This window comes from Pseudarthrobacter sulfonivorans (assembly GCF_031454915.1).
GTDB classification, from domain to species: Bacteria; Actinomycetota; Actinomycetes; order Actinomycetales; family Micrococcaceae; genus Arthrobacter; species Arthrobacter sulfonivorans_C.
The window spans coordinates 62729-81295 of record NZ_JAVDRS010000008.1 but is presented as its reverse complement, the minus strand read 5'-3'; the positions used below and the strand labels follow the sequence as shown (position 1 = coordinate 81295).

Genomic DNA, 18567 nt, shown 5'->3' with positions numbered 1-18567 from the left:
AACGTCGGGGGTCAGCGGGCGCGCTCCACACGCTTTTCATCCCATACGGGCTCCGCGGATTCATAGACCTTGCCGTCGGATCCGAACACCAGGAAGCGGTCGAACGTGCGGGCGAACCACCGGTCGTGCGTCACGGCCAGGACGGTTCCCTCAAAGTGGTCGATGGCTTTTTCCAGCGCCTCGGCAGAGTGCAGGTCCAAGTTGTCGGTCGGCTCGTCCAGCAGCAGGAGCGTGGCTCCGGAGAGCTGGAGGAGCAGGATCTGGAACCGGGCCTGCTGGCCACCGGACAGGGACTCGTACTTCTGTTCCGACTGTGAGGCCAGGCCATAACCGTCCAGCGCTCCGGCAGCAGCCTCGCGGCCCAGTCCTGAGCGGTGTTCGTCGCCGCGGTGCAGGATTTCCAGCAGGGTCTTGCCCAGGAGGTCCGGACGGACGTGGGTCTGGGCGAAGAAACCGGGACGGATGCGGGCGCCGAGTTTCACGGTGCCCTCGTGCGGCACTTCGGCGATTTCGACGTCGGAAACGGGCAGGTGCTCCCGCTCCGGATCGGTACCGCCGGTGGCGAGCAGCCGCAGGAAGTGGCTCTTGCCTGACCCGTTGGAGCCGAGGACGCCCACGCGGTCACCGAACCAGACCTCGGTGGAGAACGGTTTCATCAACCCGGTGAGTTCCAGCTTCTCTGCCACGATGGCGCGCTTGGCAGTCCGGCCGCCCTTGAGCCGCATTTGCACATTCTGCTCGATGGGCAGTGCCTCGGGCGGACCCGCTTCCAGGAACTTCGCCAGACGGGTCTGCGCTGCGTGGTACCGGTTGGCCATGTCGGAGCGGAAGGCCGCCTTGTTTTTGTACATGTTGACGAGTTCCTTGAGCTTCACGTGCTCCTCGTCCCAGCGTTTGCGGAGCTCCTCGAAGCGGGCGTTCCGGTCCGCGCGGGCGTCGACGTAGGAGCCGAAGCTACCACCATGCACCCACGCGCCGGCGCCGTTGATGCCCGGTTCGAGGGTGACGATGCGGCCAGCGGCATTGTTGAGCAGCTCGCGGTCGTGGCTGATGAAGAAGACGGTCTTTTTGGACTCGTTGAGTTTGTCCTCGAGCCAGCGTTTCCCGGGCACGTCGAGGTAGTTGTCCGGTTCGTCCAGGAGCAGGAGTTCGTCCGGCCCCGCGAAAAGGGCCTCGAGGACCAAACGCTTCTGCTCGCCGCCGGAAAGGCTCGACGCCGGGCGGTGCTGTGCGCGGTCAAAGGGCAGCCCCAGCGCGGCCATGCAGACCTCGTCCCAGACGGTCTCCACGTCGTAGCCGCCGGCGTCCCCCCAGTCCACGATGGACTGGGCGTAACGCATCTGGGAGGGTTCGTCGTCGAGCTCCAACATGGCGAGCTCAGCCTCGTCCACCTCGCGGGCAGCCGCGGCCAGTGCCGGCGGCGCGGCGGATACCAGCAGGTCGCGGACGGTGGAATCGTCCCGGACCTGGCCCACAAACTGGCGCATAATGCCCATGTTCCCGGAACGCCCGATCACACCTTCGTCCGGGACAAGGTCGCCGGAGATGATCCGGAACAGCGTGGTTTTGCCAGTGCCGTTCGGTCCGATCAGGGCGGTTTTGGTGCCGTCCGGGACCTTGAAAGTCACGCCGTTGAGGAGCTGGGTGCCGTCGGAGAGGAAGTAGTCAATACCGGAAACGTCTATGTGGGCCACGCCAACAATCTTCCCACGCCCGCGCGGCACACCTCATCGGAGCGGGTTAGCCGGCGGCGGTCAGGAACTGCTTGAGCAGCGGCCCGGACGTCGTGGCGCCCAGGCCCCCATCCTCGACAAACACGGCAACGGCCAGGTCGCCGTGGACCGCCACAATCCAGGCGTGCGTTTTAGGCGGTGTTTCCTTGCCGTACTCAGCCGTTCCGGTCTTGGCGCCCACAGGCTCCCCCGGCACGCTGGACAGGAACCCGGCGTGGCCCGATGTGACCACGGCCCGCATCATGTCGGACAGTGCCGCGGCTTCTTCGGCGGTGATGGGTTTCTCGGACGCTTGGGACGGCGCCTCGGGCGTCACAGTGGACGACGGCGATGCGGCCTCCGCGGTCGGTTCTCCGGGAGTGCCTCCCGTGGCTCCGGCATCGGGGTTCAGGACCAGCTGCGGTGAGACGGGGGAGCCCTTGGCCACGGAACCGGCCATGACGGCTGCGGCCAGCGGGGACAGCAGCACCTTGCCCTGGCCGATCATCGACGCCGCATGTTCTGTGCCGGCGGCCTCGCCCGGGACGGAGCCGAGGAATGCCACGGCACCGAGCTTCGGGGCCTCCACGGCGACGCCCATCGCAACCGCGGCAGCTTCAAGATCGGTTTGGGTGACAGTGTCCCGCGCAGCGATGAAGGCCGTGTTGCAGGAGTGGGCGAAAGCATCACGGAGTGCAACCGAGCCCAGGGAATCCTTCGGATAGCCTTCCGAGTTCTTGAAAGTGCGGCCGTCCACCTTGAGGGTGGGGGTGCACTCTACCTTCGAATCCGGGGTCAGCCCGTTGCGGATCATCGCGAGCGAATCAACCATCTTAAAGATGGATCCCGGTGCGTACTGGCCCAGCATCGCGGTGTTGTAGCCGTTGCTTCCGGGCCCCGAGGCGGCCGCGAGGACGGCACCGGTGGATGGCCGGAGCGCCACAATAGCCGACGCCGGATCCACGCCGGCCAGCGTGGTTTCCGCGAGGGACTGGAGGGCCGGGTCCAGGGTGGTTTTCAGGGGTGTACCGGGGGTTGGTGCTGTTTCGAAGACCACACGGCGGGGATCAGTTCCCGCGGCGTTGATCTGCTCGCGGGTAAGGTCCGCCCGGTGCGCACGGATCACCACGGCGTCGATGCCGCGGAGCTGGGCGTCATACTGCTGTTGCAGGCCGCCGATGCCCGTCATGTCTCCCGCGGTCAGTTCCCCGCCTGACGCTTCAATCTGTTCAGCGGTGGCCTCGCCCACGGAACCCAGGACAGCCCGGGCGAACGTGCGGCTCGGCGCCAGCGGCAGGCTTTCGGGAATGGCGCGGGCACCCGGGATGGCCGCGATTTGTTTATCCGTGACGGTTCGGCCTTCTTCACGGAGGGTGATGGCTGCCACGAATGCTTCGGCTCCGGACGCCGAAACCTGCTCGGCGTAGGCGGCGGAATCCACGCCCACCAGTTCCGCCAGTTTGGTGGCGGACGCGGACGCGTTTGCTGAGCCCAGGAGTGGCTTGTCGATGCCAACTTTCACCACAGGGCGGTACGTGACCAGCTTCGCGTCGCCGGCGCCCAGGATGTCAGCCCGCTGGGGCGACTGCATGCCTTTGGTAAGGATTTCGTTTTCGGCGAGTTCTGGAACCAAGGATGCGGGGTTCCACACCGTCAGCCATTTATCGCCGGATTTCGTGAATTCGGCAGAGACCGTGTATTTCCACTCGCCGGACCCGATTTTCCACGTGTAGTTCAGGGGCACAGACGCGGTATCGCCATCCAGCGACAGCTCCCCAGTTTCCACCGTGGGCTTGTCCGGATCGAGCGACTTGAAAACGTCCAGGACCTGCTGTTTGGCCACGGCAGAGTCCTTGCCGTCAAAGGCAACAGAGCCGACGTCCAGGGCGGCCACCGCGGCGGCAAACTCCTTAGCCGCGCTTTCAGCACCCCCTCTGCCGTCGTCGCAGGCCACCAGGGAGGCGCCGAGGATGAGACCAGCTATGGCAAGTGACAGTTTTCTTGAGTTCCCCACGGCGCTATTATCCCCCAGCGCGGCAAACGCTTAGTCCCATGTAAACGCCTCTACGAGATTCCCAGCGCCGGAACCTTAAGGCCGAATATGTCTTTTAAGGCATATTTCGCGGCGAAGAAGCCGGGCATCCCCGTCACTCCGGGTCCTGGCGGAGTGGAGGAAGAACAAAGATAGACGCCGGGGATGGGGGTCCGCCACGGAACAGGGGAGATAACGGGCCGCTGCAAGAGGCCGCGCACATCCATGATGCCCGCGCTGAAGTCGCCGCCAACGTAGTTGCGGTTGTAGCTGGCCAGTCCCGCGGCCGTGGTCACATGCGTTTCCACCACCAGGTCCCGGAACCCAGGTGCGAACCGTTCCAGCTGGGCGGTCACGGCCTCGCCCATGTCCCGCGTTGATCCGGCGGGAACATGGCAGTAGGCCCACAGGATGTGACGCCCGGCAGGCGCGCGGCCGCTATCGAACCGCGAAGGCTGGGCCACCAGCACGTAGGGGCGTTCCGGGTGCCTGCCGGCGGAAACCTCATTCTCGGAACGTGCCAGTTCCTCCCGCGTGCCGCCGACGTGCACGGTTCCGGCGTCCGCCAGTTTCGGGGCAGCCCATGGAACTGGGCCGGACAGGATGTAATCAACTTTGCAGGAGCCGTTCCCGTAGCGGTAGGAGTCAAGGGAGCGCCGGTACTTGCCCGGCAGCTGGTCGCCGGCGATGTCCAACAGCCCCCGCGGTGCAACGTCCAGTAAGGTGGCGCGCGCACCGCCGAGTTGCTCCAGGCTGTCGATGGGCTCCCCAGTGCGGATCACGCCGCCGTGGGCCTGGATGTCAGTAACCAAAGCTGCCGCGATGGCCGCCGAACCGCCGCGGGGGATCGGCCAGCCCTGGGCGTGGGCCAAGGCGGTCAGCATCAGGCCGGCCCCCGCCGCGGCCAGCGAAGGCAATTGCGACACCGCATGGGCAGCCACGCCGCTGAGCAAGGCAGGCGCCAGTTGCTCCCGGAACCGCACATTCCATAGCGGGGATCCCTGTTCGAAGGTCCGTAGCCCGAACAGCGCGGCGGCCACCGGAGCCCGGGGGACCCTCAGCAACTGGTGTTGCGTCAGCTCCATGACCCCGTCGATGCGGCCGACGAGAGGGCCCAGGAGCCTGCGGTAAGCCGCTCCGTCCCGGCCCAGTCCCTCGACTGTCCGGTCGAGAGAGTGATACCCCAGGGCCGCCCGCCCGCCGTCCAGCGGTGAGCCAAACCCGAGTTCCGGAACCACCAGGTCTATCCGGCGTTCCAATTCGAAGTCGCGGAAGAAAGGGGACGCCAAGGCCATGGGGTGCACAGCCGAGCAGATGTCATGAAGGTGCCCCGGCTGCATGAGTTCGATCGTGCGCGTTCCGCCGCCGATAGTTCCTGCCGCCTCATGGATTTCCACAGATAGCCCGGCTCGGGCCATCACGGCAGCGGCGGCCAGCCCGTTGGGACCGGATCCTACGACGGCGACATCAGGCATGGTGCTTCGCCCGCCGTGGAAGAACCGCCTCGGAGCGACGGAATGGGCTGAAGCGCAAATGGTCGGGCAGCCCGTCGAATGGCCCCCCGTGGGGATCATCGAGGTGGTGGCGGCGCAGGGGGTCGTATTTCGGGTCGTAGATGTCCCAGACCACCCTGAGTATCAAATATGCCGTTGCAAACATATGTGCGGCCACCGCCAAGACGTAATAGGGCATATCAATATTGTGCTGTGTGGGGCCCTGGCTGGTCACCTGCGCCAGGAACATCCAGATGGCCGCCCAGTAAAGGCCTTCCGCCCCTTGCCACACCAGGAAATCGCGCCACCGCGGCCTGGCCAGGGCCAGGAGCGGAATAAGCCAGAGTACATACTGGGGTGAGTAGACCTTGTTCGTCAGAATGAGGGCGGCGACCAGCAGGAATGCCAGTTGCGCCAGGCGGGGCCGTCTGGGGGCCGTCAGCGCCACGAATGCCACGGCGGCGCATGCCAGCAGGAAGAAGGTCAGGGCCAGCACGTTAATGGCCGCCGGATCCAGCACCTGCCAGCGGAGGCGCCGCGCTGCCAGGTTGTAGGCGAACCACACCGAACCGTAGCCGGCCTCCTGCGATTGGGTGGCTCCGAGGGAGTGCCGCCAACCGGCTGGATTGGCCACCGCAACGGGTATGTTAACGGCCAGCCACGCAACCATGGCCGTACCGGCGGTGACCAGGAATGCCCTGATCCGCCCGGTACGGACGGCCAGCAGGAAGATGGCGGCAAGAATCAGCGCGGCGTAGGGCTTGGTGGCCACGGCGAGGCCGAAGAGGATGCCCGCCGGCACCAGCCTCTCGCGGGCAAAACACAGCATGCCCGCGGCCAGCAGCCCAACCGCCCACAGGTCCCAGTTAATCGTCCCTGCCAGGACGATGCACGGCGCGAGGGCCACCATGGCCGCATCCCAGGGCCGCCGCTGCGACATTCTGGCGGTGGCCAGGACGGTAACAATCCATACGGCCGCGATCAGCGTGGCATTGGCGTCGAAATATCCCAGAACCCGGGAGTCCGTTACGCCGTCGCCTGGGATGAGCCAGGCGACGGCCCCGGCAATAAACCCCAGAAGGGCCGGGTATTCAAAGAGGTTCCCCTGGCTGAGGAACGTGAACGGGTCCTCGCCCAGGCCGCGGTTCCGGAAGAACTCGGGGAAGTCGGAATAGCAGGTGGAGTAGAACTGGCCGGGGGTGTGCCAGCCGTTGGTCCGGCAGTAGCTTTTTACGGCGAGGCTCGCCAACGCCGCCAGGACAGTCAGGATGATCAGCACCCGTTCCACGGTGAACACACCGGGGGAGAGGAGGCCGGGCGCCGACCGGGCGCCCATCGGCCCGCCTATCACTTCCGTGAAGTTCTTCAGCAGCAGGTCACTGCGGCTGGGAACAACCAGGCGGGCACGCTGTGGGCGCCCCGGTGACTTCGTCTCCTGCATGCCCTTGAGCTTACCGGGGTGATGCCCGGGCAGGTCGTGGGATATTCGTCCGGCGTGGGCGCCTCAGTTCAGGCCGGTCATTTGCTGGTGCATCAGGACAAAAACGTCTTCGCGTCGCTGGTCCAGCAGCTCCCCGTTGAATTCGCGGCGGTCAGCCCGGACAGGCCGGCGCAGCAGGAACATCGCCTTCTTGATCTTCTTGATCATGGCGGTCACCTCCTTTCGAAAAGAATTGGGCATGGCAAATAGCGCCAATTAAAGTCGGAACAATAAGGCGGTAATTCGGCACAGAAATGCCCGGTGTTTATGAGTGGCTCGCAAATGCGACAACGGACCCCTGAAAAGGCGGCGTCGTAGAACCCAGCAGGAAGCAGGGTTCCGAAGCATGGGGTTGCTGCGTTACCTCACGGGCCGGCATTGATGAAGCGCCGAGGCGCTGCTGGAGGCTCTACGACCAGGAAGTCAGAGGAGATGGCTCCTGCACCAGCGATGCCGCCACGGAGGCGGAATCAGGTATTGGCGTTAGGAGGCAAACACTCCGCGAAAAAGGCGCGCAGAAGCAGCAGAGGCCGGGTTGGCGGTGATGGTCATCTTCCATCCGCTAGTCAAAGTAATCATTTCTCCCAACCTCCTTTTCTGTTATGCCGTTGCATCAGCCACCTGGCCTGGCAACGCGCGCCGTGACCCCGGCAGAGACGCTCTGGGGTCACGAATAAAAATACCGTACGAATGCGGCACTCCGCCAGTTAATTCTCAAAGATTTTCAAGAAAGTTTATAAATGCGTGTTTATAGGCCCCAGCGGACAATGGCCGGCGTCTTTTTGTCCCATCCCAACGTGCAGACTTTTGCGGTCCCCAGAATGAAGTGGCGTCCTTCAGTGGGGGCCAATTCAAGCCAGCGCGCGGTCAGGATCCGGGAGAAGTGGCCGTGGGCCACGATCAGCACGTTGTCGAGACCGGATTCCAGCACGCGGGCCACAATCTTGTCCGCCCGGGCTGCCACCTCGTCCAGCGTTTCGCCATTCGGCACGCCGTGCGTCCAGATCAGGTAGTCGGGGTTGTCCTTACGGATCAGGTCCGAGCTGATGCCCTCGTAGTCGCCGTAGTTCCATTCCACCGCCAGCGGCTCGTGCTGCGCATCAGGATACCCGGCCAGTTCGGCTGTTCGCCGGGCGCGGCGGAGCGGCGAGGTCAAAACCAGGTCAAAGTCCACCTGGTCCAGCACCTTCCGGGCTTCCACTGCCTGCTGCTCGCCTTCGACGGTCAGTGGGAGGTCCGTGAGGCCGGTGTATTGCCCGCTCTTGGACCATTCAGTCTCGCCGTGGCGCAGGATCCACAGTTGGGGGCGGGGCAAAGAGGTGGGAACAGTCATTTGGACTCCTCATTCGGGGAAAGTTCGACGGCGTCGGCTGGCTCTGTTTCTTCCGGAACCGGAGGTGCCGCCTCGGGCTGCTGTGCCCACCAGGCGAGCAGCCGGGCTTCGGCATCCTCCGGCTGCAGCGGTCCGTGCTCCATCCGTTCCTCCAGCAGGAACTTATAGGCACGGCCCACTACGGGACCGGGTTTGAGGTTCAGGAGGGCCATGATCTGGGCCCCGTCCAGGTCGGGGCGGACCGCCTCGAGGGATTCCTGTTCCCGCAGGGTGGCGATCCTGTCTTCCAGGTCGTCGTAGGCGAAGGCGAGCCGTTCGGCCTTGCGCTGATTGCGGGTGGTGACATCCGATCGGGTCAGCCGGTGCAGCCGTTCCAGGAGGGGGCCGGCGTCGGTGACGTAGCGCCGGACAGCGGAATCGCTCCAGCCAGCGTCTCCGTAGCCATAAAAGCGCATATGCAGTTCCACCAGCCGGGCGACGGCCTTGATGGTGTCATTGTCGAAGCGCAGGGTTTTCATCCGCTTCGACGTGAGTTTGGAGCCCACCATGTCGTGGTGGCGGAAGCTGACCGCGCCGCCCGGTTCGAAACGCCGCGTAGCCGGCTTGCCGACGTCGTGCATCAACGCTGCGAACCGCAGCACAAAGTCGGGGGCCGGCACTGCGCCTTCGGCATCGGTTTCCAGGGCAGCGGCCTGCTCCAGCACCTGCAGGGAATGCTGGTAGACGTCCTTGTGGCGGTGGTGCTCGTCCGATTCCAGCCGCAGGGCGGACACTTCAGGCAGCACGAATTCTGCCAGTCCGGTGTCCACCAGCAGGTCCACGCCAATTCTCGGGCGTGCGCCGCAGATGAGTTTGACCAGTTCGTCGCGAACGCGTTCGGAGGAAATGATGGTAATGCGTTCGGCCATCTGGCTCATGGCCAGACGGACGTCCGGGTGCACTGAAATGCCCAGTTGCGAGGCAAACCGGGCAGCGCGCATCATGCGCAATGGATCGTCGGAGAAGGAATCCTCGGGGGAACCGGGCGTGGTCAGCACGGAGGCGTGGAGGTCCCGGACACCGCCAAACGGGTCAACGAGTTCAAGCGACGGGAGCCGCAGGGCCATCGCGTTGATGGTGAAGTCCCGGCGCAGCAGGTCGTCAGTGAGCGAGTTCCCGAACGCCACAACAGGTTTGCGTGATTCGGGGTCATACGCCTCAGCCCGGTACGTAGTGATCTCGATCTGGAAACCTGCCTTGCGCATGCCGATGGTCCCGAAGGCCCTGCCGATTTCCCAGAAGTTGTCCGCCCATTTCTTGATCAGCGCAACGGTCTGGTCCGGGGTGGCGTCCGTGGTGAAATCCAGGTCCGGCGACGTACGGCCCAGGAAGAGGTCCCGAACTGGACCTCCCACCAGCGACAGCTCGTGACCGGCGTCGACAAAGCGCTGGCCGAGCTCCAGGACCACCGGGTCCACCTGGAAATCGACGGTGTGGGAATCAGTCTTGTGATGTGCGTGCGCCATAGTTACTTAAGCTTGTCAGAAACCAGCGGCTTGGCAGGCCAAAATCTGGTCAAAATCGTGCCGACTCGCTCACGGGCCCTCAAAGTGCGTCACACGCAGTCCATCTTGATGTCATGTTCCGGTCATCAAGATTGGGCAAGAGTCGTTAGAGTGGACTGCATGGCCCATCCCGTACCGAGCGCTCCCGGCAGGAGGACAAACCCACCGTTGCCGTCGGCAATTGGTGCCCACGTCGCGCCTGCCCTGCATTCGGCTCCGGCCTCGCTGCCTACGGTGGAGGAAATCTCCGCTGGAGGGGTAGTGGTGGACACGTCCGACGCCGAACTCAGGGTTGCGATCATTGCCCGACTTAACAGGGGCGGACGTCTGGAGTGGTGCCTGCCCAAGGGCCATCCGGAGGGCAAGGAAAACAACGATCAGGCGGCAGTCCGCGAGATTGCCGAGGAAACCGGCATCGAAGGCGACATCCTGGCACCGCTGGGCAGCATCGACTACTGGTTCACTGTGAGCGGGCACCGCGTGCATAAGACCGTGCACCATTACTTGTTGCGCGCCACCGGCGGTGAGCTCACCATCGAAAACGATCCCGATCATGAAGCCGTGGATGTTGCGTGGGTCCCCATTAGGGAGCTTGCACGGAAGCTGTCTTTCCCCAATGAGCGCCGCATCGCGGACCTGGCCCGGGACGTCCTGCCCGAACACCTCTAAACCTGCCACCGGCGGTCAGTGCCCTATTAAGGACGACGGCGCCGTCCGGTTCGGTGCAGAACAAACAGCGTCCGAGTGAGACGATGAACTCGATGTCAGCTTCCAATTTCCCCTCCGATAGAGCAGGCCGCCCCGGTCACAGCGGGCCTGAGGCCGGGCCGACGGCGCCGGCCGATGATCCGGTTCCCACCGAGCCAGCGCTTAGTGAACCGACGGCTCCCACCGAACCGGGCGCTCCCACCGGTGCGAGCGAAACAAGGTCCAGCGCCATTATGGCGGCCGGTACCCTGGTCTCGCGTTTCCTGGGCTTCGGCAAGACCTGGATGCTGGGTGCCGCCCTCGGCCTGGGCTCCACCGTCAATGACACGTTTATCAATGCCAACAACCTGCCCAACCTGATCTTCCTGCTCGTGGCCGGCGGCGTGTTCAACGCCGTGCTGGTGCCGCAGATCATCAAGGCGAGCAAGGCTCCGGACAGGGGAGCGGACTACATCAGCCGGCTGCTAACCCTGGCGGTCCTGCTGCTGCTGGGCCTCACTGCGCTGGTCACGCTGGCCGCGCCGTGGGTCATTGAGCTGACCACCCAGGGATACTCACCCCAGCAAAAGACCCTGGCCATTGCCTTCGCTTTCTGGTGCCTGCCGCAGATCTTCTTCTACGGCCTGTACGCCCTCCTCACACAGGTCCTCAACGCCAACGGTGCGTTCGGCCCGGCCATGTGGGCCCCCATCCTTAATAACGTCGTGGGCATCGCCGGCCTGGGCATGTTCATCTGGATCTTCGGCCAGAACGCCGTCAACCCGCACACGCTGGATAACTGGGGTACTACCCAGACCCTGCTCGTGGCCGGCTTCTCCACCATCGGCGTTGTGTCCCAAACTGCGATCCTGCTGATCCCCGTCTTCCGCCTGAAGCTTGGCCTGCGGCCTAAATTCGGGTGGCGGGGAGTGGGCCTGGGCCAGGCAGCGAAGCTGAGCGTCTGGACGCTCCTGACGGCCGCCGTCGGGCAGTTGGCTTTCCTGTATGTCATGCGCATCGCCACCATTCCCGGTGCGGAGCGCCTGCGGCTGAAAGAGGCGGGGGATCCGGCCGCGGAAGTGCTGCCCGGTAACGCTGTCCTGGAGGTGGCCAGCCAGCTGTACCTGCTGCCGCACTCCATCATTGCCCTGTCCCTCGCCACCGTCCTCTTTAACCGGATGACCCGCGCGTCGCAGGACGGCAACCGCGCGGAACTGCGCGATGCGCTCTCGCACGGGCTCAGGACCATGGCAGTGGCCACCGTGTTCGGCGCGCTGGCGCTCTTCGCCCTGGCCGGACCGCTGGGTATGTTCTTCTCCGGCGGTCTGCGTCAGGACGGCGTGATGCTGGCCCAGACGCTGACCATCCTGGCGCTCAGCACGCCGTTTATGAGTGCCAACTTCATGATGTCGCGGGTTTTCTACGCTAACGAGGATGCCCGCACGCCGTTCTACATCCAGCTTCTTCTCGCCGTCGTCTACGTGGCCGGCGCTTTTGCCATCCAGTTCATGCCGGTGGGGCAGATCATCTACGCGATCGCCATCCTCTACATGGTGGGCAACATCCTCTCAGTGGTTATTAGTGCCTTCTTCCTGCGCCGCCTGCTCGGCCACCTCGACGGTCCACGCATTGCTAACTCTTACATCCGGATGGGTTACGCCGCGCTCGGCTCAGCTGTTGCCGGCGCTGGCGCCCTGTGGCTGATGGGCAGCTACAGCCCGGACGGCTTCGCGTGGAGCGACCGGCTGGCAGCCCTGGTGACCCTGATAGTCGTTGGACCCATCATGCTCCTGGTCTATGTCCTCCTGCTCAAGATTTTCCACGTCGAGGAACTCCGCGATCTCCTCCGCCCCCTGCTCGGGCGGCTGGGGCGCGGCGGCGCGGGACCGTCAGACGGAAACCGGGGGACGCCGTCGTCGTCTGCTTCCGGGGCCGGTTCCCGTTCTGAAACGGAAGGTCCGACGCCGGAACGCGCCACGGTCTCGGTGGATACCGGCCTGATTCCGCGGATTTCGGGCGAATTCGACGCCGCGTCATTCCGCGCCGGACCGGAGCCCGAGCGCCATATTCCAACGGCACCCAATCTTCCTGCCGATACCGCGGACAACACAACTATGCCCTCCGGAGAATATCTTCCCGCCGAGGATGTGCCCGGCACCGCACGCGGTGGGCTGCTGCGCGAGGAGATACCGCTGCCTGGCCGGCGCACCTTCCAGGGGCAGCCCGGTCAGAACCCTCATTTCAAGCCCCGGCGGCAACGGAAAAAGTGACCTTCCGGGAGTTTCCGGCTGCCTGTCGACCGCGGCGCCTATGGCTAATCGGCTAGGATCGACAGTGAACAGGGGTTGTTGCAGGCAAGCGAAAACCGGCTGGCCGGCCGGCATTTGACCGGCTGCTGTCAGTCGGTGTCATCATCTGCGCCGGCAATTCCCGGACAGTCTAGGAGGAACACGTGTCCCACCCGATCGACGTTGGATCAGTGCTCGGCGGCCGCTACAAGGTCACAGCCACAGTACTGACCTCACACGACCATGATCTGGTGCTGGACGGGGTGGACCAGGTGCTCAACCGTCCGGTCAGCATTCTGGTCGCAGGCCCGGACAACACCGAGCAGGTTGCCCAGAGCGCCCGCGAGGTTGCTACCGGTGAACGTCCCGGCAGCGTGCAGGTCCTTGACCTCGGTGTCACCGAGGCCGCCACATACCTCATCACCAACCACACCTCCGCGGCAGACCTGCTCGATCTCGTCGTCGCGTCCGATGCGCCCTATGTTGAGCCGTTCTTCACGGACACCTTGGGTAGCGAAATCTTTGGCCAGGCGCGTTCACACGAGCCGGAACCGTACGACGACGAAGAAAACGTCGATGCCGGTTATATCAACTACTCGGCAAATCACCCCAGCCAGGTGGACCCTTACCGCTCAGCCCCACCTGTTCCGCCAGTGGTTCCGCCCCGGCCGCCGATCCGTCCGGCCACGCGCCCCGCTTCGGGACCGGCTCGTGCCGCCGCCGGTACCGGAGTTGCCGCTGGGACGGTCGATGGCGCCGCTGCTGCTGCGCGTCAACATGGCACCGCCCCGCAGCCGGTGCAGCCCGCCGAGCGCGAGTCCGGCTCCGAGGCTGGGGCGGCCGGCCGACCTGAAAATGACGCGGACGCTACACCCAAGGTTTCATTGTGGTCCGAGGACGACTACTCCTACGACGACCAGGACACTGGCTACAACGACGCTGCAGAGGAGGCCCGGCCAGCCAGACAGTCCAATCGCGCAGCGGCCGCATTCCCTTCCCTTGCCCGGAAGACGTCGCCCGCGGCGGCAGTGCCTCCATCCGGCGATAGTGATGCCTACGATGACGACGAGCCCGAGCGCGAGCCCAGGTCCATGCGGTGGCTCGTGGGTGGCCTGTTGGCGGTGGTGCTCATTGCAGGGCTGGTGTTCGCCCTCACCAACCTGGGCAGCCTGTTCCAGTCCGCCCCTCAGGCCAACCCCACTCCCAATTCGGCCGGGACCACAGGTCCAGTCACGGAAACGCCTACCGCGAAGCCGAGTTCAGCACCCCCGGCAGTGCCGCCAGCCATCGAAGACATCACCCGCCAGGGCGATTTCGACTTCGCAGCCACCTACGACGTGGACCTCGTGAAGGCGTTTGATGGCAACGCGGCCAGCTACTGGTCCGACATGGAGTTCGCCACTGAAGGTTGGGGTGGTCTGGCCACCGACGGCGTACCGCTGTTTGTGAAGTTGAAGAGCCCCGCTACGGTTTCTTCCATCACACTGACCCAGCTCGGAGCCTCGGGTGGCAACCTCAGTGTCTACACCAACGACCGTCCGTCACTGGACGGGGCGAAGCTGGTGGGCACCAACAGCTTCACCTCCACCGATCTCACCATGCCGCTGGCCAAACCGGTGGAAGCCCAGTATGTGATTGTGTCAATCAAGACGCTGCCCAAGCTGGCGGCCCCAAAGACCCGCTTCGGCTACGGTATCCGTCTGGCCGAAATCAAGGTCCAGTAGCGGAGACCTGCGTCGCTGCGTGAGCCGTGTCTGTTCCGCCGGAGCATTGCTACCGCGGTAACAGACGCGGCTCAGCCGTATCCAGACGGTAATCTGGGAGGGCATCCAGTTGAGGCGACTCCGCCGCGACCGTTCACGGTTCGCCCGTTCGCGCGGTGCCCGGAATATTCACCACCAAGATTCAGTTGTGCCATGTGGCCGGTCCAGAAAACCGGCGCATCGACTAAGGAAGAGGTTCACCGTTCAGTGAGCAACGCAGAAAACAGCGCGTCCGAAGTACGTGATGTCATCATCGTCGGCTCGGGCCCGGCTGGGTACACGGCAGCGGTCTATACGGCCCGGGCCAACCTCAAGCCCCTGCTCCTGGCGGGTTCAGTCACTGCCGGCGGCGAACTGATGAACACAACGGACGTCGAAAACTATCCAGGTTTCCCCGAAGGCATCATGGGACCGGACCTCATGGAGAACTTCGAGAAGCAGGCAGCCCGGTTTGGCACCGAAATCCAGTTTGAGGACGTAACCGCCCTGGACCTCGAGGGCGACATCAAGACCGTCACCATTGGTACCGGCGAAACCTTCCAGGCTAGGGCGATCATCCTCTCCACCGGTTCCGCGTACCGCGAGCTCGGGCTGCCCAATGAGAAGCGCCTGTCAGGTCATGGCGTCAGCTGGTGTGCAACCTGCGACGGTTTCTTTTTCAAGGACCAGGACATTGCGGTGATCGGCGGGGGCGATTCAGCCATGGAGGAAGCACTCTTCCTGACGAAGTTCGCTAAGTCCGTCACGGTAGTCCACCGCCGCGACTCGCTCAAGGCCTCCAAGATCATGGCCGACCGGGCCCTGGCCCACGAGAAGATCTCGTTCATCTGGAACAGCACCGTGGACGACGTCATTGGCGAGGACAAAGTTACCGCCCTTAAGATCAAGAACCTTCAGGACGGCGCCGTATCCGATCTCGCGGTCACAGGCGTATTCGTCGCCATCGGAAACGACCCCCGCACTGACTTGGTCAAGGACACGCTGAAGATCACGGCTGAGGGCACCATCGCCGTGGACGGCCGGAGCTCCAGGACCAGTGTCCCGGGTGTCTTTGCCGCCGGTGATGTTGTTGACCCCACCTACCGTCAGGCCATCACCGCCTCTGGTTCCGGCTGTGTCGCTGCCATCGATGTGGAACACTACCTCGCAGACCTGCACGCGTAATCCGCGTCACCGCCATTCGAAGAGAGAGACAAAGCTATGAGCAACGCTAAAGACGTAACAGATGCAAGCTTCGGCACGGACGTACTGTCCGCTGACAAACCGGTGATTGTGGACTTCTGGGCAGAATGGTGCGGACCCTGCCGCAAGCTGGGACCCATCCTCGACGAGATTTCCGTTGAGTACAGCGAGAAGGTCGACGTCGTGAAGGTTAACGTTGACGACAACCCCGGCATTGCTGCCGAGTACGGCATCACGTCCATTCCGGCCGTTTACCTCTTCCAGGGTGGCGAAGTGAAGGGCACCGTTATCGGAGCCCGACCGAAGCAGTTCTTCGAAAAGGAATTTGCTGACGTCCTTTCCTAACGGAAACCAAATCCGCGATGATGTCCGGCCCTTGACGCTAAGTTCGTGAGCCGACCTCTTGCGACCACCGTTGTAGGGAATTGTGGCCACTGCCTCGATGAGGCGGTGGCCACACGCATTTATGCCACCGTCTAATGTATGCATATGAAAATAATCCGAGTTTAGTTCGGATGGGGTCTGCGTCCAGGCGGCTCTGGAGAGTTTGAGATGAGGCGTCGTACCAGGTTGCCTTCCTGGACGGTGGATCAGGCGCCGGCAGGTGTCGCTGGATCGGCCAGTAATTGGGACCTCCGGTGGCGAGCGGTGAAGTCCACATGTTTCACGTGAAACACTCGATTGTCGTGATGAGTTAGTCGGGGCCTTCAATACGGTCCCCCTAACCCTATTGACGGTACTTAGATTCCGGATAGACGGCAGCCCACGACGGCAGGGAAGCCGCGTGCCCTGTGGGCGCATGGATCGCTGTTGAGATCCGAGCCCGGAATACGGGAGGCATCGAATTGCGCCCTAGGCTACTCGTTACACGTCCGCCCATACGTCAGAAGGACAGCGCTGTGCTGAATCCGTCGGGCCACATCCGGTATCCACTCGCTTAGCGTGAATGTTTCACGTGAAACATATCCGACCCGACGAACGAACGTCGAGACCGCCAAAGACAAAGCTGCGCCACCGCGCCGGCTGGCTTGACCCAATTTTGCTGCTAGCTAGAGCGGCAGTGGGGTGAATAACCAGCATCGATTGAGGCTAACCGGCACAGGGACAAAGAGTGGGCGAACCGGTCGGCGACCCGATTGTTAGTCCAGAATCGCGCCGTTCCTCGACGGCGACAGGCTAAGTAGTATAGGAAGCCGTCCCGCTGCAGCACATGCGAATAAGCGATGTTTCACGTGAAACATACGAACGCAGTCTTTGCCAGGAGCGCAGCACTATCGACGTCCACGTGCGCCGAACCCCATCTGGCCAAACTCACCAAGAGGGGACAGGAGGAGCGGCCTTACTTGACGCCGCATGCACTGTTCCTATCCGGGGCAAAAAGTCGGGAGGCTACACAAGCACGGGCCACTTCTTAAATACTCAACAAAATAAGGTTTACTGCTTAGTCGGCACTGCAGGGGAGTGGCCGTTGAACATGGAATTCACAAACCCAAATAGCTTCTTTATGGACAGACCAAGTGGAACAACATCAGACCCGAGGAAGACCGATTGCTCTCAATCGGCTGTAGGGCCGTCCCCGGTACCCGCCTCCCGTCTGGCCGTTCGCGGATGAACGATCAGGAGGAGGGTGGCGCTCCGCACCAAGCAATCTGTACCTGGGCTCCGACGACTGCCAGTCTGACGTACTGCGCACTGGGGAAGCAGAACCGAACATACCCAGCTGACCGTTCTGAACGGCTCTAATCGGCCCTCGTGTCGTCTAAGGATGTCAGAACAGGGCCGCACCCGGCCTGGTCGCATCCGCCTACTGCCTCGCGCGTTTCGATCCACGGAGAGTCTTGCGTGCTGAAATTGCGCTGCGGATCAAGTCTGTACGATTCGGGGGCCACTCGACCTGACAAACGCCGCCGGAGTCGTAGGTGAAACACCAAAGACAAGCCAACGTAAGGCGCACACCATTTCTTGACACCTCGCTGTCATAACGCCGACACACTCACCGTTACGGCGCCTCAGACGAACCCGAGTCATTCCTCTGTGCAATTTCTTCCATCCCCAGGTAGGGCACTCGATGAAGGAATCATCCGGTGCCCGATTCCAGTGGGCCGGCTGCGCATGGCACATACAATTACCGCTCTGCCAGAGGGTGATAGCGGTGTCAGCTGAGGACGGTCCAGTACCGATATTCAAGAAGACAGCCTTTAACTCACCGGTGGAGCGCGTCCCTGCGTCACTCATGAGCATCGCCCACTCCATCGTCTGCACGGCAACAGACTGCAGGGTTCCAGCTCGGGGGGTGTCCATGGATTCCCCTCGGAATCTCATATATCGATGTTGATGGACCGACGTCGATACTGCCACTTAGGGTCGACACTGACCTGCTCTGAGTACCGCTACGAAGGGGACACCACCCGGCGCGTACAGGACGGGGTCGGTTCCCCTTCGCTTACGGAACAGGGCGGGTTGCCCTTCGCTTACGGAACGGGGTGTGTTCCCCCGCCCGCTATGTTTCACGTGAAACCTAGCGGGCCCGTGTAGTGCGGGAGATTCACTACCTGCCCGTCATTGTTTCACGTGAAACTGTCTCCGGGACGAGGGCGTCGGATGACCCATCCTAGTTCGACTGGCAGCGCCGTTCCTTGCCAAGGACCCCTCAAATACTGCGGGCCCTCGCCTGTCCAAAGCACATCACTCATCAAATGTGCGGCTGCCTCATGATCCTCCTTTACGGAAGCAAAACCACACCAAGACCATCGCCCCAACAATTGAACGGGGACCGAACGGGTACGCCGAGGCGGGGAGGCGGGGAGGTGGCATGCTGCAGAAGAGTTCGCCACGAAGAACATACCAATTCTGTGCTACGGCGCCGACGCTGTAGTTACCGGTGACCGCTTCGCTAAGGCCGCACTAGTGCCAAAGCCTCGACACTCATCGACCTACGCACCCTCGTCAGCCCCCCACACCACTCCAGCCGTAGCCAATCATCGGATGATCAAATCACTAGGGCAATACGGCCGGCCCCAACAGAGTCAGCTCGGGGGTCATCGCCTTGGTCG

Annotated in this window: 12 protein-coding genes; 5 read left to right on the top strand and 7 right to left on the bottom strand. The window is 63.3% G+C overall.

The genetic code is table 11. From position 1 onward, the window contains the following. Positions 1-11: 11 nt before the first annotated feature. The 7 genes from J2808_RS16950 to J2808_RS16920 form a co-directional block, all read right to left on the bottom strand. The gene (locus tag J2808_RS16950) at positions 12-1694 is read right to left on the bottom strand and encodes an ABC-F family ATP-binding cassette domain-containing protein (RefSeq protein WP_309818944.1); all 1683 of its coding nucleotides are present in this window, start codon (positions 1692-1694) and stop codon (positions 12-14) included. 46 nt (positions 1695-1740) lie between these two features. Beyond that, positions 1741-3726, bottom strand: coding sequence for a penicillin-binding transpeptidase domain-containing protein (locus J2808_RS16945; RefSeq protein ID WP_309818942.1), 1986 nt, complete (start codon positions 3724-3726; stop codon positions 1741-1743). A gap of 50 nt (positions 3727-3776) precedes the next feature. Next, a complete protein-coding gene (locus J2808_RS16940) occupies positions 3777-5219 on the bottom strand; it encodes a phytoene desaturase family protein (RefSeq protein WP_309818940.1) in 1443 nt (480 codons plus the stop codon). Continuing rightward, a complete protein-coding gene (locus J2808_RS16935) occupies positions 5212-6678 on the bottom strand; it encodes a glycosyltransferase family 87 protein (protein WP_309818938.1) in 1467 nt (488 codons plus the stop codon). The genes J2808_RS16940 and J2808_RS16935 overlap by 8 nt, the downstream gene beginning before the upstream one ends. A gap of 63 nt (positions 6679-6741) precedes the next feature. Beyond that, the gene (locus tag J2808_RS16930; protein ID WP_309818936.1) at positions 6742-6885 is read right to left on the bottom strand and encodes a hypothetical protein; all 144 of its coding nucleotides are present in this window, start codon (positions 6883-6885) and stop codon (positions 6742-6744) included. Positions 6886-7465: 580 nt separating this feature from the next. After that, positions 7466-8050, bottom strand: a complete 585-nt coding sequence (locus tag J2808_RS16925) for a histidine phosphatase family protein (protein ID WP_309818934.1) — start codon at positions 8048-8050, stop codon at positions 7466-7468. Continuing rightward, on the bottom strand, positions 8047-9555 hold the full coding sequence (locus J2808_RS16920) for a CCA tRNA nucleotidyltransferase (protein ID WP_309818932.1): 1509 nt from the start codon (positions 9553-9555) through the stop codon (positions 8047-8049). Before J2808_RS16920 ends, J2808_RS16925 begins: the two co-directional genes overlap by 4 nt. Before the next feature lie 207 nt (positions 9556-9762). Between J2808_RS16920 and J2808_RS16915 the strand changes: the two genes are divergently transcribed. The 5 genes from J2808_RS16915 to trxA all read left to right on the top strand — a co-directional run bounded on the left by J2808_RS16915 (position 9763) and on the right by trxA (position 15859). After that, positions 9763-10263 carry an NUDIX hydrolase gene (locus J2808_RS16915; protein ID WP_397428084.1) on the top strand — a complete coding sequence of 167 codons (501 nt, stop codon included), beginning with the start codon at positions 9763-9765 and terminating at the stop codon, positions 10261-10263. Positions 10264-10355: 92 nt separating this feature from the next. Next, positions 10356-12551 (top strand): murein biosynthesis integral membrane protein MurJ, encoded by a 2196-nt coding sequence (murJ, locus tag J2808_RS16910; RefSeq protein WP_309818928.1) that lies wholly within the window; start codon positions 10356-10358, stop codon positions 12549-12551. A gap of 182 nt (positions 12552-12733) precedes the next feature. Beyond that, the gene (locus J2808_RS16905) at positions 12734-14293 is read left to right on the top strand and encodes an ABC transporter substrate-binding protein (RefSeq protein ID WP_309818926.1); all 1560 of its coding nucleotides are present in this window, start codon (positions 12734-12736) and stop codon (positions 14291-14293) included. 246 nt (positions 14294-14539) lie between these two features. Further along, on the top strand, positions 14540-15496 hold the full coding sequence (gene trxB / locus J2808_RS16900) for a thioredoxin-disulfide reductase (protein ID WP_309818924.1): 957 nt from the start codon (positions 14540-14542) through the stop codon (positions 15494-15496). A gap of 36 nt (positions 15497-15532) precedes the next feature. Next, positions 15533-15859 carry a thioredoxin gene (gene trxA, locus J2808_RS16895; protein WP_164203803.1) on the top strand — a complete coding sequence of 109 codons (327 nt, stop codon included), beginning with the start codon at positions 15533-15535 and terminating at the stop codon, positions 15857-15859. Positions 15860-18567 lie beyond the last annotated feature (2708 nt).